The 20,967-nt window shown below is 67.6% G+C and carries 17 protein-coding genes; 10 read left to right on the plus strand and 7 right to left on the minus strand.

Going from position 1 to position 20,967, the window contains the following annotated elements; all coding sequences use genetic code 11:
- Window positions 1-64 precede the first annotated feature (64 nt).
- The 3 genes from GEV05_01420 to GEV05_01430 are packed head-to-tail and all read left to right on the plus strand — an operon-like array spanning window position 65 to window position 4,113.
- Window positions 65-1,612 (plus strand): acetolactate synthase large subunit, encoded by a 1,548-nt coding sequence (locus GEV05_01420; GenBank protein MPZ42064.1) that lies wholly within the window; start codon window positions 65-67, stop codon window positions 1,610-1,612.
- A gap of 26 nt (window positions 1,613-1,638) precedes the next feature.
- Window positions 1,639-2,844 carry a hypothetical protein gene (locus GEV05_01425; protein ID MPZ42065.1) on the plus strand — a complete coding sequence of 402 codons (1,206 nt, stop codon included), beginning with the start codon at window positions 1,639-1,641 and terminating at the stop codon, window positions 2,842-2,844.
- A 24-nt stretch (window positions 2,845-2,868) separates the two neighbouring features.
- Window positions 2,869-4,113, plus strand: coding sequence for an alpha/beta fold hydrolase (locus tag GEV05_01430; GenBank protein MPZ42066.1), 1,245 nt, complete (start codon window positions 2,869-2,871; stop codon window positions 4,111-4,113).
- Between the two features lie 112 nt (window positions 4,114-4,225).
- On the opposite strand, the gene GEV05_01435 is transcribed toward GEV05_01430, so the two are convergent.
- A complete protein-coding gene (locus tag GEV05_01435; GenBank protein MPZ42067.1) occupies window positions 4,226-4,462 on the minus strand; it encodes a hypothetical protein in 237 nt (78 codons plus the stop codon).
- A gap of 231 nt (window positions 4,463-4,693) precedes the next feature.
- Here GEV05_01435 and GEV05_01440 point away from each other — a divergent pair, with 231 nt between their 5' ends.
- A complete protein-coding gene (locus GEV05_01440) occupies window positions 4,694-5,371 on the plus strand; it encodes a flavin reductase family protein (GenBank protein MPZ42068.1) in 678 nt (225 codons plus the stop codon).
- A 49-nt stretch (window positions 5,372-5,420) separates the two neighbouring features.
- On the opposite strand, the gene GEV05_01445 is transcribed toward GEV05_01440, so the two are convergent.
- The 3 genes from GEV05_01445 to GEV05_01455 all read right to left on the minus strand — a co-directional run bounded on the left by GEV05_01445 (window position 5,421) and on the right by GEV05_01455 (window position 11,146).
- On the minus strand, window positions 5,421-6,488 hold the full coding sequence (locus GEV05_01445) for a tripartite tricarboxylate transporter substrate binding protein (GenBank protein MPZ42069.1): 1,068 nt from the start codon (window positions 6,486-6,488) through the stop codon (window positions 5,421-5,423).
- A 115-nt stretch (window positions 6,489-6,603) separates the two neighbouring features.
- Complete coding sequence (gene parC, locus GEV05_01450) at window positions 6,604-8,940, minus strand: DNA topoisomerase IV subunit A (GenBank protein ID MPZ42070.1); 2,337 nt, start codon at window positions 8,938-8,940, stop codon at window positions 6,604-6,606.
- Window positions 8,941-9,151: 211 nt separating this feature from the next.
- Entirely contained in the window at window positions 9,152-11,146 is a 1,995-nt protein-coding gene (locus GEV05_01455) for a DNA topoisomerase IV subunit B (GenBank protein ID MPZ42071.1), read from the minus strand.
- A gap of 310 nt (window positions 11,147-11,456) precedes the next feature.
- Between GEV05_01455 and GEV05_01460 the strand changes: the two genes are divergently transcribed.
- The 3 genes from GEV05_01460 to GEV05_01470 are packed head-to-tail and all read left to right on the plus strand — an operon-like array spanning window position 11,457 to window position 14,907.
- Window positions 11,457-11,810 (plus strand): anti-sigma factor antagonist, encoded by a 354-nt coding sequence (locus tag GEV05_01460; protein ID MPZ42072.1) that lies wholly within the window; start codon window positions 11,457-11,459, stop codon window positions 11,808-11,810.
- The gene (locus GEV05_01465) at window positions 11,807-12,766 is read left to right on the plus strand and encodes an MBL fold metallo-hydrolase (protein MPZ42073.1); all 960 of its coding nucleotides are present in this window, start codon (window positions 11,807-11,809) and stop codon (window positions 12,764-12,766) included. The genes GEV05_01460 and GEV05_01465 overlap by 4 nt, the downstream gene beginning before the upstream one ends.
- Window positions 12,763-14,907, plus strand: a complete 2,145-nt coding sequence (locus tag GEV05_01470; GenBank protein MPZ42074.1) for a CHASE2 domain-containing protein — start codon at window positions 12,763-12,765, stop codon at window positions 14,905-14,907. Before GEV05_01465 ends, GEV05_01470 begins: the two co-directional genes overlap by 4 nt.
- Here the strand turns inward: GEV05_01470 and GEV05_01475 are convergent.
- The gene (locus tag GEV05_01475; protein MPZ42075.1) at window positions 14,894-15,505 is read right to left on the minus strand and encodes an OmpA family protein; all 612 of its coding nucleotides are present in this window, start codon (window positions 15,503-15,505) and stop codon (window positions 14,894-14,896) included. The two genes, GEV05_01470 and GEV05_01475, sit on opposite strands and share 14 nt — an antisense overlap.
- Window positions 15,505-15,960: a hypothetical protein gene (locus GEV05_01480; protein MPZ42076.1), complete on the minus strand. Its 456-nt coding sequence runs from the start codon at window positions 15,958-15,960 to the stop codon at window positions 15,505-15,507. Before GEV05_01480 ends, GEV05_01475 begins: the two co-directional genes overlap by 1 nt.
- A 34-nt stretch (window positions 15,961-15,994) precedes the next feature.
- Here GEV05_01480 and GEV05_01485 point away from each other — a divergent pair, with 34 nt between their 5' ends.
- Window positions 15,995-16,414, plus strand: a complete 420-nt coding sequence (locus tag GEV05_01485) for a hypothetical protein (GenBank protein ID MPZ42077.1) — start codon at window positions 15,995-15,997, stop codon at window positions 16,412-16,414.
- 99 nt (window positions 16,415-16,513) lie between these two features.
- On the opposite strand, the gene GEV05_01490 is transcribed toward GEV05_01485, so the two are convergent.
- A complete protein-coding gene (locus GEV05_01490) occupies window positions 16,514-17,014 on the minus strand; it encodes a hypothetical protein (GenBank protein MPZ42078.1) in 501 nt (166 codons plus the stop codon).
- A gap of 315 nt (window positions 17,015-17,329) precedes the next feature.
- Between GEV05_01490 and GEV05_01495 the strand changes: the two genes are divergently transcribed.
- Together GEV05_01495 and GEV05_01500 are read left to right on the plus strand one after the other, a co-directional pair.
- Window positions 17,330-18,748: an HlyD family efflux transporter periplasmic adaptor subunit gene (locus tag GEV05_01495; protein ID MPZ42079.1), complete on the plus strand. Its 1,419-nt coding sequence runs from the start codon at window positions 17,330-17,332 to the stop codon at window positions 18,746-18,748.
- Window positions 18,739-20,895, plus strand: coding sequence for an HlyD family efflux transporter periplasmic adaptor subunit (locus GEV05_01500; GenBank protein MPZ42080.1), 2,157 nt, complete (start codon window positions 18,739-18,741; stop codon window positions 20,893-20,895). The genes GEV05_01495 and GEV05_01500 overlap by 10 nt, the downstream gene beginning before the upstream one ends.
- Window positions 20,896-20,967: the final 72 nt, after the last annotated feature.

The following is a 20,967-nucleotide window of genomic DNA, read 5'->3' on the forward strand; positions in this document are numbered from 1 at the left end:
AGACTGGCGTGGATTCGCGCTATGATGCTCGCTCACTTCGGCATGCCGACACTGCGAGGCAACCATGAACGGCGCAGAGAGCCTGGTGCGCACGTTGATCGCGTCCGACGTCAACGTCTGTTTCGCCAACCCGGGCACGTCCGAGATGCACTTCGTCGCCGCGCTCGACCGCGTGGAAGGTATCCGTTGCGTGCTCGGCCTGTTCGAGGGCGTGGTGACCGGTGCGGCCGACACGTACTACCGGCTTGCCGAGAAGCCTGCCTCCACCCTCCTGCACCTCGGCCCTGGCCTCGGCAACGGCATTTCAAACCTGCACAACGCGAAGAAGGCACGCTCGGGCATCGTCAACATCGTCGGCGAGCACGCCGGCTATCACATCAAGCACGACGCGCCGCTTACCGCCGACATCGAAGGCATCGCGCGTCCGGTGTCGCACTGGCTCAAGACCTCGCCCGACGCGCGCAGTGTCGCCGGCGACGGAGCGGCTGCGGTCGAAGCGGCCCGCACCCCGCCCGGCTGCATCGCCACCTTGATCCTGCCCGCCGACACCGCCTGGGGCGAGGCCGACGGACCGGTGACTGCCCGGCCGCCCGTGCCGCGGCGGCGAGTCGGTTCCGACGCGATCCAGGCGGGCGCGCGCGCGTTGCGCGCCGGGTCCGGCGCCGCCATTCTGCTCGGCGGCGCGGCATTGCGTGGCCGCGCGCTGGAGATGGCCGGCCGCATCGCGGCCCGCACCGGCTGCAAGTTGTTTTCCGAGTTCAACACCGCGCGCGGCGAATGCGGCGCGGGGCGCGTGCATGCGCCGCGCCTGCCGTTCGTGGTCGACCAGGCGTTGGCGGCGCTCGCCGGAACGCGCGAGCTGGTCCTGGTCGGTGCGAAGACGCCGGTGTCGTTTTTCGCCTATCCGGGCAAGCCGAGCGTGCTCGTGCCCGAAGGCTGCAACGTGACCGAAGTGGCCGACGTGGGCACGGATCTTTTGCATGCGCTGGAAGCGCTCGCCGACGAGCTCGGTGCCACGCGCACGGCGCCGGCCGGGATATGCGTCTACGAGCCGCCGCAAGCGCCAACCGGGGAGCCGACGCCCGACGGCGTCTGCGCCGTCCTCGGCGCACTCCTCCCCGAGAACGCCATCGTCTGCGATGAAGGCATCACGACCGGACGCAACATCGGCCGGTTTCTGGAGAGTGCCGCGCCGCACGATTTCCTGAGCATCATGGGCGGATCCATCGGCTGGGGATTGCCGGCCGGGCTCGGGGCGGCGCTCGCAGCGCCCGATCGCAAGGTGTTCGTGCTCGAAGGCGACGGCAGCGCGATGTACACCCACCAGGCGTTGTGGACCATGGCGCGCGAGAATCTCGACGTCACGATGCTGATCTGCGCCAACCGCTCCTATCGCATCCTCGAGCACGAATTCAAGAATGTCGGCGCGGGTCAGCCGGGTGTTCGCGCGCGCGACATGCTCACCCTCGATCGCCCCTACCCCGACTGGCTGGCCCTGGCGCGCGGCTTCGGCGTCGAGGCGGGACGCGCCAGCAGCCTGGAAGAGCTTGCCCGAGAGCTCAAGCATGGCTTCGCAGCCAGCGGGCCGTACCTGATCGAATTGCTGATGTAGCGCATGCACCCGACAGCGACTATGCGATGGACATAAGAGAATCGGACCGGCGCTTCGACAGCGTCTCTCACGAAGAGGCAATCCGTCGTGCACAGCACCTGATCCCCCTGCTGCGCGATCAGGCTCCGGCATGCGAGCGCGACCGGCGCCTGACGCAACCGGTGATGCAGGCGCTGCACACGACGGGATTGCTGCGCTTCCTGCAGCCGAAGGCGTGGGGCGGCATGGAGCTGCCTTTCGTGGCCTATTTCGACATCACCGAGATGCTCTCGCGCGGCGACATCTCGACCGGCTGGGTGGTGGCGAACCTCGGTTCGCATCATCGCAACCTGGTCTGGTGGCCCGAGCAGGCGCAGAAGGAAGTATGGGGCGCGAATCCCGATGCCGGCATCGCCTCCGGGATCGCCTACCAGCAGGGGCGCGCCCGCGCCGTCGACGGCGGGCTCATGGTCGGGGGCCAGTGGAGTTTCGCTTCCGGCATCGACCACTCGGAATGGAGCATGCTCGCGTGCACCGTGCACGCGCACGACAAGCCGGTCGACTGGATCTATGCGCTCGTGCCGAGCAGCGAGTACGAGGTGATCGACGACTGGCATGTCCTCGGCATGTGCGCCACCGGCAGCAAGAGCGTGCGCTGCAAGGACGTGTTCGTGCCCGCACATCGGGTCCTGTCGATGCACGTCGCGCGTCCCGGTCATACATGGCCCGGGCTCGAAGTGCACCGCAATCCGCACTACCGGATCCCGACCAGCGCGCTCGGCGGCCACACCATCGGCGGCTGCATGGTGGGCAATGCGCGCAATGCGCTGGAGACCTGCATCGCGCTGGTGAAGGAGCGCAGCACCAGCTACACGGGCGCGCGCATGCGCGACTTCCAGACCGTGCAGCTGCGGATCTCACGCGCGGCAGCACAGGTCGACGCGGCCGCGCTGCTGATTCGCAACGATCTGCTCGAAGCCCAGGCGCTGTACGAAGCCGGCGGTGCGCTCGATGTCGAGGCGAAGTTGCGCTACAAGCGCAACTGCGCGCTGGGAAGCCGGCTGTGCGTGGAGGCGATCGACTCGCTGCACGAGATGGCCGGCGCCAACGGCATCTACGACCATTTTCCGCTCGCGCGCATGTTCCGCGATGCGCGTGCCGCCGCCGGTCACTTCAGCTTCAGCCTGGATGCGCAGTTGCCGCCCTGGGCGCTGGTCGTTTTGGGCGGGGAGTTCAAGAGCCCGACGCTATGACATAGACGGCCGCAACCGCAGTCGATGCGTCATCCGAACGAGGAGGAGCTTTCGATGACAGCCAGCAAGCCCGATCGCGCGCGCCAGCTCGCCGCATTGCCGGTGAAGGCGAACGAGGACCCGTTCGTCGTTGCCACCGGCGGCTTCTACCGGCGCTGGTTCAACCTTGTCGACGACATCCAGCCGATCGTCGACACGGTGAAGACGCTAGAGAGCACCGAGGACGAGGATTGGGTGCCGGCATGGAGCGCGGTTGCCGATCGCTACGAGCGCGAAGCGCAAGCCGCTGCCTCGGGTGGCGACAAGCAAGCCGCGCGCAACGCCTATCTGCACGCCAAGACCTATCTCAGCATCGCCCGCTTCCCCGCTCCATACCACTCCGGCTCGGCCATCTGTCCCGCCGCCATGGGACCGATCAAGGCGCGCGCCTACGAGCGCTATCTCGAATGCTTCCAAAGGGCGACCGCGTTGCTCGATCGGCCGCCGGAGCTCGTGCGCGTGCGGCGCGACGGCATGGAAGCGGTAGGCCATCTGCGTATCCCGTCTCATGCCTCGGCGTCCAAGCGCGTGCCCGCCGTTCTCGTCATGTGCGGCGCCGACATGTACAAGGAGGACCGCGAGAAGTATGCCGACGGCGCGATGACCGAGGGCCTGGCCTCGCTCGTGGTCGACGCGCCCGGCACCGGACAGACGACCTTCCCGCATGCGCCGGAAGCCATCGTCGCCTGGCAGGCGGCGCTGGATGCCTTGCAGGCGCGGCCGGAAATCGACGGCGCCCGGATCGCCGCATTCGGCGTGAGCCGTGGCGGGCTATGGGTCATGCGGCTGGCGGCGCTCGATGCCCGCATCAAGGGGGTGATCGCGGTCGCGCCGGGCGGCGTCGGCTACTGGGGAACGCCGGAGGAACGCGCGCAATGGCGCAAGGCCGCGTTCGAACGGGCGAAGAGCAACTGGTTCGGCCCGCGCGGCACGCGGCCGCTGCCGCACGAGCCGACCGAGGACGAGCAGCGGCAGGATTTCCTGCGCTGGTCGCTCAAGGACAACGTACTGCTCGACAAGCTGACCATGCCGATGTACCTGGTGAACGGCAAGGTCGATCACCTCACGCCGATCGGCAATCTTTATCTCGCGCTCGAAAGCGGGCCGCCGACCGGCAGGGTCGCACGGGTCTATGCCGACGACGGCCATATCGCCGCCAAGAACGAACGCGAATGGGGACCGGCGGCGTGGAAGTGGCTGCGCGAGACGCTGGAGAGAACCGACGCTTGAGCCGCGGCCGGCGGCTTATCCCTTGCGGTTGCCGGCCCTGTGTCGCTTGCGCGAAGGCGGCCTCAGGAAAATCAAAGGATATGGATTCCCGCCTGCACGCGAACGACGTTCTTCAGACCTTGCAGGTCAAATCTCTGCCGCCATGCCGAGCAGAAGCGCCTCGATGCGGGACTTGCCGCTCGCATCGAGCGCGCCGGATGCGCGACAGAACGCAGCCAGTTGGTCGCGCCCGGGCTGCGAGGCACGCAAGCGCGCGAGCGTTTGCAGCTCGTCGATGATTCGGGCGCGATCCTCCAGCAAGCGATTGAAGTTGACGTCGCAGGCAGGCACCGGCGGCGGAATGGTGCATAGCTCCCGGCTGATCGCTTCCCGCAACGCGTTCAATTCCGCCTGCATGGCGACGCACGCACGCTCGATCGCCGCCTCCCCGCCTCGTTCGCCCGGCATGCCGCCCTCCGCAGCAGGTTGCCACGCCGACATGCTAGCATCCGTTACTTGACCGCGAGCACCGTCACTGGCAGTACCTGTAGCGTGAGGACGGCGCTCGGCTGCGGCTGAATTACACAACGAAGGATCCGGCATGTTCTTCGAGACCAAGGACACATCGCGCGAAACGCTCCGAGCCTATGGGCTCTCGTTCAATCCCTTCAAGGCCATCGTCACGCCGCGCCCGATCGGCTGGGTGACGACCCAGAACCGCGACGGCGCCGTCAACCTGGCGCCGTTCTCGTTCTTCAACGCGATTTCGTCCGATCCTCCGATCGTGGTCTACGGCGCGAACGGCACGCACGAAGCCGATGGCGGCGAGAAGGATTCGCTGCGCAACGTGCGCGAGACGGGTGAGTTCGTCTGCAATCTGGCGACATGGGAGCTGCGAAGCCAGATGAACCTGACATCGACACCCGCCCCGCCTGGCATCGATGAGACGCAGGCCGTCGGCCTCGCCACTGCACCTTCGCGCCTGGTAAAGCCGCCGCGCGTCGCCGCCTCGCCAGCCCATCTCGAATGCAAGCTGCACCAACTGGTGGAGCTGCCGCCCGACCCGCGTAACGGCAAGCGCAACACCATGGTGGTCGGTCTCGTGATCGGCATCCACATCGACGACGCATTCGTCGTCAACGGCCGCTTCGATACCGCTCGCGCCCAGCCCATCGCCCGGCTCGGTTATAACGACTATGCCGTGGTCACCGAGGCGTTCGAGATGATACGGCCGGACTGGCCGCTCGACGGCCGCAACGAGCGAAAACCGGGTTCCTAATACGCCGACTTCGGGCTGCCTTGGCCCGTTGCGGCCGGCGCCCGCCGCATCAATTGACCTTTAGCCCCGCCTCGCGAATGAGCCTGCTCCAGGTTTCGATCTCGCGCGCCAGGTGCTTGCGCAGCGCATCGGGCGGCCCGGAGAGGGGCTCGGCGCCCTGTGCAATGAGCCGATCGCGCAAGCCCGGCGCTTCCATGAGCGCCGTGAACTCCGCGTTCAGCCGGGTGATGACCGCCGCCGGGGTCTTGACCGGGCTGAACACGCCGAACCAGCCGGCGGACTGAAAGCCCGCAACGCCTGCCTCCGAAATGGTCGGCAACTGCGGCATCACCACGGAGCGTTTTGCTCCGGTCACGGCGAGCGCACGCAGCTGCCCGCTTTTCACATACGTGGTCAGTACGAGCACGTTGTCGAAAGCCACGTCCAGCCGCCCCGCCAGCAGATCGGGCATGAGCGCACCGGTCCCCTTGTAGGGGACGAACAGCATGTCGATGCCCGCCATGCGCTTGAGATGCTCGCCGGAGAGCCGCTGCAGCGATGTCACCGTGGACCCGGAATAGGTGAGCTTGCCGGGCCGCTCTCTTGCATACGCAATCAATTCCTTCACGCTGTGCACCGGCAGCTTCGATTGCACCACCAGCAGGTAGGGCGAGGTCGCCAGCAGCGCGATCGGCGCGAGCTCCTTCTGAATGTCCGGCGCCTTGGGGAAGAAGCTGTTGAGCGTACCGAACGAACCCGGCCCCATGATCAGCGTGTGTCCATCGGGCGGGGACTTGACGACGAGCTCCAGGCCGATGACGCCGCCCGCACCCGGGCGGTTGTCGACCACGACCTGCTGGCCGGTACGCTCGGTGAAGCGCGCCGCCACCGCACGCGCGACGATGTCGGTGCTGCCGCCGGCGGCCACGGCGACGACCATGCGGATCGGGCGATTCGCGTCGGGCTGTGCGGCCGCAATCGTGGTCGAGAGAACAAGCGCTGCTGCTGCCGTGGCGGCGGCCAGGCGGACACGTCGAATCGAATGCGTCATGACCATCCTTTCGGATTGCGCGAAGCGGTTGGCAAGTTTCTTCTCCGGCCGGCTGTTGTTCCGGGAGAGATGCCACCATACAAGCATCGCCGCTTGCACCGTGGAACCTTCGTGGCATCTCTTCCCTCACCCCCAACCCCTCTCCCGGGGGGAGAGGGGAGCGTCGTGTGCCCGCCAGGCGGGCGGGTTCCTGCGTAGCGCACTATCCATACAAGGGCGCAATCAGCCGGGGTGCTTTGAGCCGCGCATCCAGCACGCGCCCGCGCTGGGCACGCTTGCCCATGTGCTCCTTCAGCACCTGCGCGCCCAGCGCCTCGTCGACCACCTTGCCGCGGCGCTCGCCCGACACCACGAGCGTGCGGCCGTCGGTCACAGCCAGCGAGGCGAGCTGCATGCCTTGCGGCAGCGCCAACAGCGTCACCCCCAACCCGCCGTTGGAGCGGGTGGGCACTTCGGCAAGCCGGAACAGCAGCAGGCGCGCATCCGAGGAGAGCGCGGCGAGCCAATAGTCGCTGCTGCCCTTCGGGGCCGCGTCCGAGCGCCACAGCCGCAGGGCCGGCAACACCTGTGCGCCCTCCGGCACGCTCAGGAACTCCTTGCCCGCCTTCATGCGGCTCACCATATCGCCCAGCTTGCAGACGAATCCATTGCCGGCCGAGGTGTGGAGCAGCAGCAGGGTCTGCGCGTCGCCCGTGCCGATCCACACGATTGTGTCCCGGTCGGACGAAATGAGCGTGTTGACCGGCACGCCGTCGCCGCGACCGGTCGGCAGGCTCGCGACCGCCAGGGTGTAGGTCTTCCCGGACTGACCCAGCAGCACCAGCGGGTCGGTCGTCTTGCACTCGATCTCGACGAAGCGCTCGTCGCCGTCCTTGAACGACACCGCGTTCATGTCGATGTCATGACCGTTGCGCGCCCGAATCCAGCCGCGCTGCGAGAGAATCACCGTAACCGGTTCCTCCACCACCGAGCGCTCGATGCTGGCGCGCTCGGCCGACTCGATCGCGCTGCGGCGCGGATCACCGTATTTCTTCGCGTCCTGCTCGAGCTCCTTGACGACGAGGCTGCGCAGCGCCCGGTCCGAGCCGAGGATGCGGTTGTATTCGTCGCGCTCGGCCTGCAGCGACTTGCGCTCGTCGTTCAGCTTGATCCCGTCGAGCCGCGTCAATTGGCCGAGCCGCAGGTCGCAGATATCCTGCGCCTGGCGCTCGGTGAACTTCCAGCGCGCCATCAAGGCCGCCCGCGCCGAGGCCACGTCCTCGGAAGCGCGGATCACCTTGATGATCTCGTCGATGTGCGCGAACGCCTTGATGCGCCCCTCGACGATATGCAAGCGGTCTTGGCATTTCTGCAGCCGGTATTCGGTTCGGCGGTGCACAGTGACGATGCGGAAATCGGTCCACTCGCGCAGGATCGCGACGATCCCTTTCTGGTCGGGAAACCCGTCGAGCCCGATCCAGGTCATGTTGATGGGGATTTTGGTCTCGAGGCTCGTGTGCACCAGGAGCGCCGCGACCGTCTCCTCGACGCTCTGGCGCGAGGAGCGCGGCTCGATCACCAGGCGCAGCTTCGACCTGCGATCCGATTCGTCGCGCACCGTTTCGACCAGATCGAGGATGAACTGGCGCGTGCGCTTCTGCTCGGGGCTCACGTCCTTGCGGCCCGAGGAAGGCTTGGGCTCGACCAGCGCCTGGATTTCCTCCTGCACCTGGCGCGCCGAGGTGGTATGCGGCAACTCGGTCACGACGATCTGCCACTGGCCGCGCGCCAGCTGCTCCACCGTCCAGCGCGCGCGCATGGTGATCGAGCCGCGGCCGGTCTCGTAGGCGGCGCGGAGCTCGTCCGGGCGCGAAATGATCTGTCCGCCGCCCGGGTAGTCGGGCCCCGGCATGACCGCGAGCACGTCGTCGACACTGGCCTTCGGATTGCGGATGACTGCGATGGCCGCCTGCGCGACCTCGCTCAGGTTGTGCGACGGAATGCGAGTGGAAAATCCCACCGGGATACCGAACGAGCCGTTCAACAGTCCGAACGGCAGGCGCGCCGGCAGCAGCACCGGCTCGTCGAACTTGCCGTCGTAGTTCTTCTGGAAGTCGACGGTGCCCTCGTCGATCTCGGCCAGCATCAGCTCGGCATAGCGCGCGAGCCGCGCCTCGGTGTAACGATACGCCGCGGCCGAATCGCCGTCGCGGCTGCCGAAGTTGCCCTGACCCTCGATCAGCGGATAGCGCATGCTGAAGGGCTGCGCCAGGTGCACCAGTGCCTCGTAGGTGGAGGAATCGCCGTGCGGGTGGTACTTGCCGAGCACTTCGCCGACGTAGCGCGCGCACTTGGCGAATCCTTGACCGCCGGCGGCGTGCATCGCATAGAGGATGCGGCGCTGGACCGGTTTCAGGCCGTCGGCCACCTCCGGCAATGCACGCGCCTTCACGGTGCTGACCGCATAGCTCAGGTAGGCTTGCGACGCGTGCGATTCGATCGGCGCGATGTTCTCGTCCGCGTCGTCTTCGAAAAGGTCGCGAGTCAGTGTGTCGTCCATTGTCGTTCACCTTCGAATTTCTAGGCCCAAACCTCCCCTCGTCGGCGAGGAGGGCTCGACGCGCGATGCGCGGAGGCGACGGTCGGCAGCCTTGAACCACACCACCCCGTCGACTGGCGTCGACACCCCTCCTCGTGAGAGGAGGGGATTGAAAGGTTTCCCCTCCTTGCCAAGGAGGGGCGGGACGCGACAAGGTCGCGGACGGGGTGGTCTAAACATCCGCCTCCACGGTCTTCCAATGCTCGCGCATCCAATTGCGCCGCCCTTCGGCTTCGCCGGCATCCATCAGCAGCTCGAAGGTCGAGCGCACTTGCTTGATCTGGTCGCGGGCGAGGCGCATCTGCACCAGGCGCCGGGTGTCGGGGTTCATGGTCGTGTCCCACAATTGCTCCGGGCTCATCTCGCCCAGGCCCTTGAAGCGTGAGATCTCCCACGCGCCCTCCTTTACGCCTTCCTTGCGCAATAGCCCGAGCGCATCGTCGAGCTCTTCCTCGTCCAGGCAATACACCCGCCGCGCGGGCTTGCCTTTGCCTTGCGCCGCAACCTCGATCTTGAACAGCGGCGGCTGCGCGACGTAGACGCGGCCCGCCTCAACCAGCCTCGGGCAGTGCATGAAGAAGAAGGTCAGCAGCAACGCCTGGATGTGGCCGCCGTCGACGTCGGCATCGGTCATGACGATGACGCGGCCGTAACGCAGGCCGGACAGGTCCGGCGTATCGTCGAACCCGTGCGGATCGACGCCGATCGCGGTGGCGATCGCCTGCAGCTCCTTGTTGGCGAGCACCGTGCGCGAATCCTTGCTCATGGTGTTGAGCACCTTGCCGCGCAGCGGCAGCACCGCCTGGGTATCCTTGTCGCGTGCTTCCTTGGCCGAGCCGCCCGCCGAATCGCCTTCGACCATGAAAAGCTCGTTGCGCGAGGTGTCGCCCGAGGCGCAGTCGACCAGTTTTCCGGGCAGGGTGGCCACGCCGGAGGATTTCTTGCGCTCGTACTTCTGCCCCTTGCGCAGCCGGTTCATCGCCTGCTCCACCGCGAGCTCGGCGATGCGCTTGCCGTCCTCGGGGTGCGCATTGAGCCACAGCTCGAAGGCGTCGCGCACGCACAGCTCGAGCAGCCGGACGGCGTGCTTGGTGGTGAGCTTCTCCTTGGTCTGGCCGTGGAACTGCGTGCGCACGATCTTGGCGGAAAGGGTGAAGCAGGCGCGCGACCACATGTCGTCGGCCACCAGCTTCACGCCTTTGGGGGTGATGCTGCGAGTATCCATGAAGGCACGCAAAGCATCGAAGATGCCGTTGCGAAACCCGAGCTCGTGCGAGCCGCCCGAACGGGTCGGGATGAGATTGACATGGCTCTCGGTAAAGGTATCGCCGAAGGCCAAAAAACCCAACGCCCAGGCCGCGCCTTCGCCCGGCATGATCTCGGCCGACTGCTCCTTGGGGTCCTCGTCGAAATAGCGCTCCCCGGTGAAGAGCGGCGCCGCCAGCTCGCGCCCGCCCAGCATGGCATCGAAGTACTGCGCCATCCCGCCCTTGAACGTCCACGATTTCTCTTCGAAGCCCTCCTTGCCTTCGAAGCGCAGCACGGTCGTGAGGCCGGGCAGCAGATAAGCCTTGGAGCGGATGAGGTGCTCCAGCTCGCCTTGAGGGATATTGGGGCTGTCGAAGTACTTCGGATTGGGCCAGGCACGCACGACCGTGCCGGTGCGACGCTCGAATTCCTTACCCTTGGCGCTCTTCAGCTTCTCGACGACCTCCCCGTCCTCGAACGCCATCACATGCTTCGCGCCCTCGCGGTACACGGTCACTTCGAGCCGCTTCGACAACGCATTGGTCACTGCGACCCCCACCCCGTGCAGGCCGCCCGCGATCACGTAGGCCGACTCGTTGCCTTCCTTGTCGAACTTGCCGCCGGCATGCAGCATGGTGAAGGCCATCTCCACCACGTGCTTGCCCTCCTCGGGGTGAATCCCCACGGGAATGCCGCGGCCTTCGTCGACCACTTCGATCGAGCCGTCCTTGTACACCGTCACCACGATACGGCGGCCGAAGCCGGCCAGCGCTTCGTCCACCGCGTTGTCGATCGCCTCCTGCACGATGTGCAGCGGATGCACGACGTGCGTATACATGCCGGGGTTCTGCCGCACCGGCTCCAGGCCCTTCAGCGCCCGGAACGAGGCTTCGTTGTATACCGTCTTACGATTGGCCATCAGGCTGCTTTCTTCCTTGGCAAGCGTCCGTGGAGCCTGGCAACACACCATAGGATGCGCCATTAGCCCCGCAGACCGCAATGGATTGTAGCGTATTGTAGCTGCTTCACCCCGGGTCGAGATTGTTCATGCAAGCCATTAATTATACGGGAATATCTTGGACCGGAAAGCGTGACGACTCGCAGATGCCCTCGTTACCCGCCCCTGCGCGCTACCCGGGACGCATCATCTGACGGGCGTGTGCACGGGAGCCCCATGACGCGGTTCGGCTGTGCCTATAATCCGCCATCATTATCCCGCAGCCGCCCGCATGCAGCTCACCGTAAGCGCCCAGCGCGGAGCCGTCGTCGTTGCACCGGCCGGTCGGATCGATCACGCCAGCGCCGAGGCTTTCGCTACCGCGCTGCAGCCGCACCTCGACCGCTGCAGGGCCGGCGCAGAGGCGCTGATCGTCGACATGAGCGGCGTGGACTACATCAGCAGCGTCGGATTGCGCGCGCTCATGGTGGCGGCCAAGCAGGCCGAGGCGCAAGCAGGACGCATCGCCATCGCCGCTTTGAGCCCCATGGTGCGCGAAGTGTTCGAGATCAGCCGCTTCGACATGGTGTTCAGGATCTATCGCAGCCTCGACGATGCGCTCGCCAGCGAAGGGGCCGGCGGGTGAAGGTCCGTTTCTGGGGGACGCGCGGATCGATCCCGGTTTCGTTGACCGCGCCGCAGATCCGCCGCAAGCTCATCGCCGCCCTGAGCGGAAGCGTCGGGCGCAGTCTCGACACCTCCGAAGCAATCGAACGCTACGTCGACGAGGAGCTGGGGTTCGACGTGCGCGGCACCTTCGGCGGCCATTCGTCCTGCGTCGAGCTCGATACCGGCGGCGCCGAGCACGTCGTCTTCGACATGGGCAGCGGCGCTCGCCCGCTCGGCCAATCCTTCCTGCAGCGCTACGGTGCAGGCGCGCCGCAGACCTATCACGTCTTCATGTCGCACGTACACTGGGATCACATCATGGGGTTCCCGTTCTTCGCCCCGGTGTACATTCCCGGCAATCGCATCGTCATCCATGGCTGTCATGCGGTACTGGAGGAGGCGTTTCGGCGCCAGCAGGCCGCGCCCAGCTTTCCGGTCGATTTTTCCCAGCTCGCCGCGACCATCGAATTCGACCGGCTCGAGCCCGGCAAGCCGCACGCCATTGCCGGATTGGCGATTACGCCCAAGCTGCAGCGCCACGAAGGCGATTCCTACGGCTATCGCGTGCAAGCGCAGGGCAAGTCGCTGGTGTACACGACCGACTCCGAGCACAAGGTGGGCGACGTGGACGAGCGGGCCGCGTTCATCGAATTCTTTCGTGACGCCGACGTGGTGATTTTCGATGCCATGTATGCGCTCGCCGATGCGATCTCGGTCAAGGCCGACTGGGGACACTCCAGCAACATCGTCGGCGTCGAGCTGTGCCAGGCGGCGCGGGTTCGGTGCCTGTGCATGTACCATCACGAGCCGGCCTACGACGACCAGCGCATCGCCCAGGTGCTGCAGGAAACCCGCCGCTTCGAGGAAATCACCCGCGACGGCCATCGCCTGGAAGTCATTTCGGCCTACGACGGGCTCGAGCTCGACCTTTGATAACGCGCGTGGCTGCGAGGGCGATCCGTGCCGCGTGCGCCGGTCGCGGCCGCCGGGTCGCGCTCCTGGTGCTCGCGACGCTGAGCCTGCCGATCGGCCTGCCGGATTATTCGCCGTTTACGCGCCTGCGCCTGGCCTGGCTCGACTTCTATCAGTTCGCGCTGCCGCGCGAGCGCCGCTCCGAGGACGTTGTCATCGTCGAGATCGACGAGCCTTCCTTGCGCAGGCTCGGCCAGTGGCCCTGGCCGCGCACGCGCCTGGCCGAGCTGATCGAACGCATCGGCGCCGCCGGAGCAAGCGCGATCGGGCTCGATATCATCATGCCCGAGCCCGATCAGACCTCGCCCGAGGCGCTGATTCCACGCCTGGATCCTGCCCATGCGGATGTCATCGCAGCGCTCGCCACCATCCCGCCCAACGACGCGCGGCTGGCCGCGGCCATCTCGCGCCATCCGGTCGTGTTGGGCGTCGCCGGCGCCGATACTGCGGCGCCGCTCGATAACACGATCCTGCTCACCAAGACGCCGGTCGTCGTGCAAGGCGGTCCGATCGGTGAGCCGCTGCGCCAGTATCGCGCCACGCTTCCGAGCCTGCCTCGCTTCCAGCGCGCGGCTTCCGGCCAGGGCATCATCAACGCGGACCTCGAGCGCGGCGTCCTGCGACGCGTGCCGCTGGTGAGCACCGATGGTGTCGCCCTGCTGCCCGCGTTTGCGCTCGAGCTGGTGCGGGTGGCAAGCGGCGCGCCGGCGGTGGTGGTCGACGTGCACGAGGGCGCCGTGGCCTCGGTTTCCGTCGGCGATCTGCACGTACCGACCCAGCCCGGCGGCGAGATGTGGCTGCATTTCAGCCGCCCGGCGCCGCAGCGCTATGTCTCGGCGCTCGATGTTTTCGCGGCCGAATCCGCATCGGGCCCCGCGACGGCGCGACTGCAAGGCAAGATCGTGATCATCGGCATCACGGGGCTCGCCCTGGTGGACCACCGCGTCACGCCGCGTGCGGAAACCGTGCCAGGCACCGAAGTGCATGCCCAAATCGTCGAAAGCTTCCACGAGCGGCGCTTTCTGCAACGACCGCACTGGATGCCGGCTGCCGAGGCTGCCAGCCTGCTCCTGCTCGGGGGGCTGCTCGTCTGGGCAACGCCCACAATGCGCCGCCAGGGCGCGCTCTTCCTGCTCGGAGCAACCCTGCTGCTGGTCATCGCGCTGGGGTTCGCGTTGTTCGTGTGGACGGGACTATTGTTCGATGCGGCGAGCCTCGCAGTGGCGCTATCCGTGGTGTTCGCGACCCTGGTCGCCGCCGCGCTGGCGAAGGCCGACCACGACCGACGCATGAGCCAGCGGTCGCTGCGCGCGGCGCGCGAAGCGGCGGCGCGCGTGGCCGGCGAGCTGGAAGCCGCGCGACGCATCCAGCTCGGCAGCCTGCCGCGCAGCGAAGCGAGCTTTCCGCACGAGCGGCGCTTCGAGCTGGCCGCCGCCGTCGAGCCGGCCCTGACCGTCGGCGGCGATCTCTATGATTTCTTCATGCTCGATCGCGATCGCCTTTTCTTCCATATCGCCGATGTGTCCGGCAAAGGCATCCCGGCAAGCCTGTTCATGTTCATCACCAAGGCGCTCACCAAGAGCGTGGCGCTGCGCGCGGGCGACGAGGCCGCAAGGCTGCTCACGCAGGTGAACACGGAGCTTTCGCGCGACAACCCGGAATCGATGTTCGTGACCGCGTTTGCCGCAGTCCTGGAGGTCGACAGCGGCGAGCTCACCTACTGGACGGCCGGCCATGAAACGCCCTTCGTCTACGACGGGCGCGAGGCCTGCCAGCTCGACCGAGCGGAATCGGGGCCGCCGCTCTGTGCCCTGGAGACCTTCGAATACCGCAGCCAGCATTGGCGCCTGCAGCCGGGCAATCTGCTGGTCCTTTTCACCGACGGCATCGCTGAAGCCGAGAATCCGGCCGGAACGCTGTATGGCAAGGAGCGGCTCGCGCAATGCCTGCAGCGGCTCTCCGCCGACACGAGTGCCGGCGCGACGGTCGAAGCCGTGCGCGCGGACGTGGGCGCGTTCGTCGCCGGTGCGCCCGCTTCGGATGATCTGACCCTGCTCGTGCTGCGCTGGCTCGGCCCGGATGCCGCCCTCAGCGCACGGTGATCTCGACCCGCCGGTTGCGCTCGTCGTGGACTTCGTCCGCGGTCGCCACGGCGGGCTCGCGCTCACCGCGTCCCGCCACCTCGATGCCGCCCGGCTCGATGCCGGCCTGAAGCAGCGCGCCGCGCACGGTTTGGGCGCGCTTGAGCGACAACTCGTCGTTGTATGGCACGCTCCCCACACGGTCGGTATGCCCGATGACGACGATCTCCGGCGCCGGTCGCGTCGCCAACTCGGCCTTGATGCGGTCGAACTGCGCGCGCGAGGCCGCCGTCAGCTCGTCGGTATCGAAAACGAAATAGATCGTGAACGAGACCGGTGGCGGAGGCTGCGCCGCCAGCGCCGCGCCGAAGCGGCTTTGCACCGACGCAGCCGATTCGTCCACGCGTGCCAGTGCACCGCCGGTGAACACGTCGGTAGCGGCATAGGGGCGATCGAGGATCGCCTCGCCGCGCTGGGTACGCACGGTGACTGCGGTTGCGCTCCCGTCGCGCTCGGGCAAGAGCACGACGCGTTCCTGCGGCGCTGGAGGCGTCGACTCGTCGTTGCCGAAAATCGCGATCAGCGCACCGAAGATCACGATCGGCAATATCGGGTCCATCAGCGCTCGCCCGCGCCCGCGTCGATCACGAACGACGTGCCGCGCACGCCGAGAATGGCGTTCGGAGTACGGAACCGTACCGCCTCGAGCGACTGCTTCGCGATCTTGCCCGAGACCACTGCCACCGTCCCGCGCTGCACCGACGCATCGATGGCGCCCGCATGGGTGGTCGAGTCGAACGCGAACTGATCGAGCGCCAGGGACGAGTTCGGCCCGGCAGAAAGCAACGTGTTGTCGCGCAGCGTGATGCCGACCTGGCCGTCGCGGCCGGTGACGATCCGATCGCCGGACTGAACGCGTACGCCGGGCGTGGCGGGCGATTTCGCCCCGGAGCGCTCGATCGCCACCTCGCCCTTCGCGATCTTGACCACGCCGGCGTAATCCGCGCTCTGCTCCGCGGCCGCCGCCAAGGCGCTCAGCGCGCACAGCAGCAACGCAGCCCATATTCTCGACATTGCGCCTCCCCGGGACGGTTGCTCTAATACCGCGATGAGCGATCGGTCCGACACCCGCCGCTTTTCGGCTCGCATGAGCGCGCTACCCGAAATCCTGGGTTGCGTGCGCCAGGCATGTCGCGATGCCGGGATCGTTGCGCCCGCGGCTTTGCGGATCGAACTGGTGATCGAGGAGCTCTTCACCAACACCGTCCGCCACGGCTACCGGGGCGAATGCGACCATCCGGTGTGGCTGCATGCCTTGCCTGGGCCCGGCGCGCTGTGCCTGACCTACCAGGACGCCGCCGCAGCCTTCGATCCACTCGCGCTCGATTTCCATGCCGAGACGCCGGCGGTGGACTGCATCGGCGGCCAGGGCATCCCCCTGATCCGCAGTCTCGCCAGCAGCGCTGCCTATCGCCGCGCCAACGACCGCAACATCCTGACGTTGTTGTTCGCGGTCGCGCCGCTCTGATCCAGGGCGAGAAGAGCGTCCGTCAGACCTGACCAGCGCAAATCCTGCTTGCGAGGGCGGCGGACGCGACCGCGGTAACTCGCGTGCGGCAGAGCTCGATCAGACCGCTTCGTACTTGAGCCGCTTCACCTTCTCCATGTTCTTGCCTTCGATCCGGATCAGGCGCGTGCTGCCGGCGCGGCTCGGCGAGTGCAGATCGCCTTCGTTGTACAGGTAGGCCATGCCGGGCGCGAGCGAGTAAGTGCGCTTCCGGCGCACCTTGCCGGGCTTCTCCTCGCTGGCCGGTTCGAGCAGCTCCCAATCGGACATGTGCGTCTCGCCGCGACCCTGGCCGTAGATCGCCCAGTAGGGACCGTGATCGTGCGGGGGGCTTTCCTTGGCGCCCTGGTAGTGGTGCGCCAGGATGACGAAGCCCTGCTTCGGATCTTCGTACAGGATCTTGCGCTCGGGCACGTCGTCGGTAAGCGTCGACGCAACGAAGTTTTCGTCCTTCAAGGCATTACGCAGCAATTCGCATACTTTCTCGCGCCCCGCCGGTCCCGGCTCGGCATTCAGGATGCGGCTGCAATCTGCGGAGAACTGCTCTACGGTGATTCCCATACGATCTCCTCACACGTGTACGCAAGTCACGGGTCAGATGCGCGAGCCACGCCCGCGCCTGCACGCATCATAGGCCAGGCCGGACGATCGCGGAAGGGTCCCCATCGCCGCCGCGGCGGCGGCCTACGGTTGGTCGGGGCGAACCGACGCCGAGGCGGGCTCGGCACGACCGGATGCGTTCGCCGCAGGTGTCATGTCCACGCAGCGCGGTCTGCGCAACGCTTCGTCGCTTCGCGCTGCTCAAGAAATCAGCAGCTCGAGCCGACATTGCAAGCGACCGGCCGGTGTTCGTCCGGCGCTATTGCGGAATTGCCGATGGCTGCACCCGATTCTCTTCCCGTCGACTCGGCCGCATCCCCTGCCGCAGGCGTTCGCATGTTCGAACACCTGGCGGCACTGCAGGCCCGAGTGCTCGCCGCGGACGGCTTTGCGCCGGCCGCTTGCGCGTTCGTCACCGAGCTGGCCGAGCGCCTGGGTTGCGACCGCGTAAGCCTCGGCGTGCGCCACCGCGACGCCGTCGAGCTGGTCGCCGTCTCCCATGGCCAGCCGGGCGCCAACGTGGCGAACGATCGCGAGCTTGCGAGCGCGATGGAAGAAACGCTTGCCAACGGTGTGACGGTTTGCGTGCCGGACTGCGACGGACCTTCGCGCATAGCGGCCGCGCACAGCGGCCTGGTCCGCCGCTTCGGCGGCAGCGCCTGCAGCATCGTGCTCATGCATCGCGGGAAAGCCGTCGGCGTGATCTGCCTCGAGCGGCGCGGGCGGAACCGGTTCGAGCGCGCCGAAATCGAGCAACTGGAACACCTCCTCTGTCTGGTCGGACCGGTATTGCATCTGCGCTGGCTCGACGAGCAACCGCTTGGCGCGCGCATCGCCGCGGCAGTGCGCGTCTGGCTGGCGCTCGGCAAGCAGGGCGACGGATACATCAAGCGTCTTGGCTTCGCCGCCGCGCTATTGCTGCTCGCGCTGGCGGCGCTGATGCCGGCACCCTCGTACATCGGCGGGCGCGCCCGGGTCGAAGGCTCGGTGCAACGGGCACTGGTGGCCTCGCTCGAGGGCTACCTGCAAGCGGTGCATGTTCGTCCCGGCGACCGGGTGACGAGCGGCCAATTGCTGGTGGAGCTGGCCGATCGGGATCTGCGGCTCGAACAGCGCAAGCTCGTTGGCCAGCTCGATCAGCACGAGAATGCCTATGCGCACGCCATAGCGCGCGGCGATCGAGCGCAGGCCGTGGTGCACATGGCGCGCGCCGCGGAGGCCAAGGCGCAGCTCGAGCTCGTCGGCAGCCGCCTGGAGCGTGTCCAGATCGTCGCGCCGTTCGACGGCATGGTGGTCGCCGGCGATCTCAGCCAGTCGGTGGGCGCCCCGGTCGAGCTCGGCGCACCGCTGGTCACGGTCGCTTCGGAGGAGCGCTTCCGCGTGATCGTGCGGGTCGACGAGCGCGACATCGCCGCGATCGCCCCGGCTCGGGAAGGCAGCCTCGCGCTGTCCGCCCTGCCATGGGAGTCGCTTTCCATTCGGGTTGTGCGGGTGAGTCCGATCGCCGTCGTCGCCGACGGCGAAAACGTGTTCGAGGTCGAGGCCGAGCTCCTGGGTACGAGCGGCGAGTTGCGTCCCGGCCTGCAGGGCGTGGCCAAGATCGAAGCGGGTAAGCGCCCGCTGCTGGCGAGCTGGTCGCGCCGCGCCCTCGACTGGGCGCGTCTCACCCTTTGGTCGTGGACCGGATGGCCGTGACCGCCTCGGTCTTCAGCAGTCTCTGGTATCGCGTCAGCGCGTTGCGGCCGGGCATCGCGGATCGGGTGCGCATCGAGCGCCAGCCCTGCCGGGGCGAAGTCTGGCACCTGTTGATCGATCCGCGCAACGGCCGCAGCCTGCGCCTGAACCGGTCCGCCTACGCGATCGCCGGCCGTCTCACAGCAACGCACAGCGTGCAGCAGGTCTGGGATGCCGCTTGCGCGGAGCTCGGCGACGATGCGCCGACCCAGGACGAGTGCATCGGTATCCTCGCGCAGTTGCACGAGCGCGGACTGCTGCAATGCGAGCGTTCGGCCGATTTCGACGCCGCCTATCGCCAATACCAGGAGCAAAGCGCCCGGTCGCGCGCACCGGCGCGAAATCCGCTCGCTTTCCGCATCCCGCTGGGCGATCCGACGCGGCTGCTCGCGGCGCTTGCTCCCCTGGGCCAGTGGCTGTTCCGCTGGCCCGTTCTGTTGCTTTGGACCGCTTGCGTCGGCGTGGGCGTCGCGCTGGCCGCCGCCCACTGGGATGCGCTCTTCGCGCACGCCGCCAAGTGGCTGGCGACGCCGCGCTACATCCTCATCGCGCTCGTCCTCTACCCGATCATCAAGGCGGTGCACGAGCTCGCGCACGGCCTGGCGATCCGCCGCTGGGGCGGCGCCGTACCCGCGTGGGGCATCACGCTGCTCGTCGCCATGCCGGTTCCCTTCGTCGACGGCAGCGCCGCAGTGGCGTTGCCCAAAGCACGCCAGCGCGTGCTGACGAGCGCGGCGGGCATCATGGCCGAGCTGTGGATCGCCGCGCTCGGCCTGGCCGCCTGGCTCGCGCTCGAGCCCGGGCTCGGCCGTGACATCGCCTTTGTCGCAGCCTTCATCGGCGCGATCTCGACCCTGCTCTTCAACGCCAACCCGCTCATCCGTTTCGACGGCTACCACGCGTTGACCGACGCACTGCAGCTGCCCAACCTCGCCGGCCGCAGCGCACGGTACTGGCTGGAGCGCATGCAGGCTGCGCTGCTGCGGCTGCCGCCGGCCGAGCCGATCGTGGCTGCGCGCGGCGAGCGGGTCTGGCTCGAGCTCTATGCGCCGCTGTCGTGGCTCTATCGCATCGGCCTGGCCTGCGCGATCGTGCTTTGGGCCGGTACGTATTCGTTCGTGTTGGGCACGCTGCTGTTGGCCCTCGTGGGAGCACAGTTGCTGTCCGCACCGCTGCGCCTGCTTCGAAACGCATTCGGTCCCAGCGCGCCAGGGCGTGCCGCCGGGTTTCGCGCCGCCGTCGCGCTCGCCGTGTCGGTGAGCGCGTTCGTGGCCCTGCTGACGCTCGTTCCGATGCCGTTCGCGGCCGTCGCCCAAGGCGTGGTGTGGGTGCCCGAAGACGCCCAGGTGCGTGCGCACGCCGACGGCTTCGTCGTCGCCACGCCGGTTCGCGATGGCGCGCAAGTAGGCGCCGGTGATATCGTCATGGAGCTGCGCAATCCCGCGCTGGTCGCCGCAGCGGTTCGGTTGCGCGCGCGCATCGGGGCGCTCGAGACCGAGCACTTCCGTGCCCTGCGCACGGATGCGAACAAGGCCCAGGACGCGGCCGAGGCGCTGGCGCAGGCCCGGGCGGAGCTCGAGCGCGCGGAGGAACGCATCGATGCGTTGCGCGTGCGCGCCCAGGTCGCGGGACGGCTGGTCATGCCCTGGCAGAGCGATCTGGAAGGGACGTATGTCCGCAAGGGCGAGCTGCTCGGCCAGGTGCTCGCGGACCAAGGCCGCATCGTGCGTGTCGCCGTACCGCAGGACGAAGCCGCGCCGCTCAAGGCGCACACGCGCACGGTCACCGCGCAGCTGGCCGGAAACCTCGGTGCACCGGTTCGCGCGCAGCTCGAGCGCGATTCGCACGCAGCCGGCAAGCGCCTGCCGAGCGCGGCGCTCAGCACACGCAATGGCGGCACCATCCTCACCGACCCGGATGCCGAAGACGAATCGACGCCGCTCGATGCCGTAGTGGTGCTCGATGTGCGCCTGCCGGCCGATGTCGCCTCCGGCCGTGCTGGCGAGCGCGCATGGGTTCGCTTCGACTTCGGTGCTGCACCGCTCGCGCAGCAATGGGGCCGGCGACTGCGGCAGGCGCTGCTGAGACACTTCAACCCGGGCGGCTGAGCGCATGGCCGCCGTATCGAACGCCGCGGTGGCGGCGCCCGCACCGGGTGTCGTATGGGGCCTTTACCCGCA

Source organism: Betaproteobacteria bacterium (assembly GCA_009377585.1).
Lineage (GTDB): Bacteria > Pseudomonadota > Gammaproteobacteria > Burkholderiales > WYBJ01 > WYBJ01.

Excerpts from the sequence above, each read along its gene's own strand:
- GEV05_01440 (MPZ42068.1), top strand. The coding sequence starts at position 4,694 with ATGTTCTTCGAGACCAAGGACACATCGCGCGAAACGCTCCGAGCCTAT.
- GEV05_01490 (MPZ42078.1), bottom strand. The coding sequence starts at position 17,014 with ATGGGAATCACCGTAGAGCAGTTCTCCGCAGATTGCAGCCGCATCCTG.
- GEV05_01500 (MPZ42080.1), top strand. The coding sequence starts at position 18,739 with ATGGCCGTGACCGCCTCGGTCTTCAGCAGTCTCTGGTATCGCGTCAGC.
- GEV05_01430 (MPZ42066.1), top strand. The coding sequence starts at position 2,869 with ATGCGTCATCCGAACGAGGAGGAGCTTTCGATGACAGCCAGCAAGCCC.
- GEV05_01480 (MPZ42076.1), bottom strand. The coding sequence starts at position 15,960 with ATGTCGAGAATATGGGCTGCGTTGCTGCTGTGCGCGCTGAGCGCCTTG.
- GEV05_01455 (MPZ42071.1), bottom strand. The coding sequence starts at position 11,146 with ATGGCCAATCGTAAGACGGTATACAACGAAGCCTCGTTCCGGGCGCTG.
- GEV05_01435 (MPZ42067.1), bottom strand. The coding sequence starts at position 4,462 with ATGCACCATTCCGCCGCCGGTGCCTGCCTGCGACGTCAACTTCAATCG.
- GEV05_01420 (MPZ42064.1), top strand. The coding sequence starts at position 65 with ATGAACGGCGCAGAGAGCCTGGTGCGCACGTTGATCGCGTCCGACGTC.
- parC (MPZ42070.1), bottom strand. The coding sequence starts at position 8,940 with ATGGACGACACACTGACTCGCGACCTTTTCGAAGACGACGCGGACGAG.
- GEV05_01460 (MPZ42072.1), top strand. The coding sequence starts at position 11,457 with ATGCAGCTCACCGTAAGCGCCCAGCGCGGAGCCGTCGTCGTTGCACCG.
- GEV05_01475 (MPZ42075.1), bottom strand. The coding sequence starts at position 15,505 with ATGGACCCGATATTGCCGATCGTGATCTTCGGTGCGCTGATCGCGATT.
- GEV05_01495 (MPZ42079.1), top strand. The coding sequence starts at position 17,330 with ATGGCTGCACCCGATTCTCTTCCCGTCGACTCGGCCGCATCCCCTGCC.
- GEV05_01445 (MPZ42069.1), bottom strand. The coding sequence starts at position 6,488 with ATGCTTGTATGGTGGCATCTCTCCCGGAACAACAGCCGGCCGGAGAAG.
- GEV05_01425 (MPZ42065.1), top strand. The coding sequence starts at position 1,639 with ATGGACATAAGAGAATCGGACCGGCGCTTCGACAGCGTCTCTCACGAA.
- GEV05_01485 (MPZ42077.1), top strand. The coding sequence starts at position 15,995 with ATGAGCGATCGGTCCGACACCCGCCGCTTTTCGGCTCGCATGAGCGCG.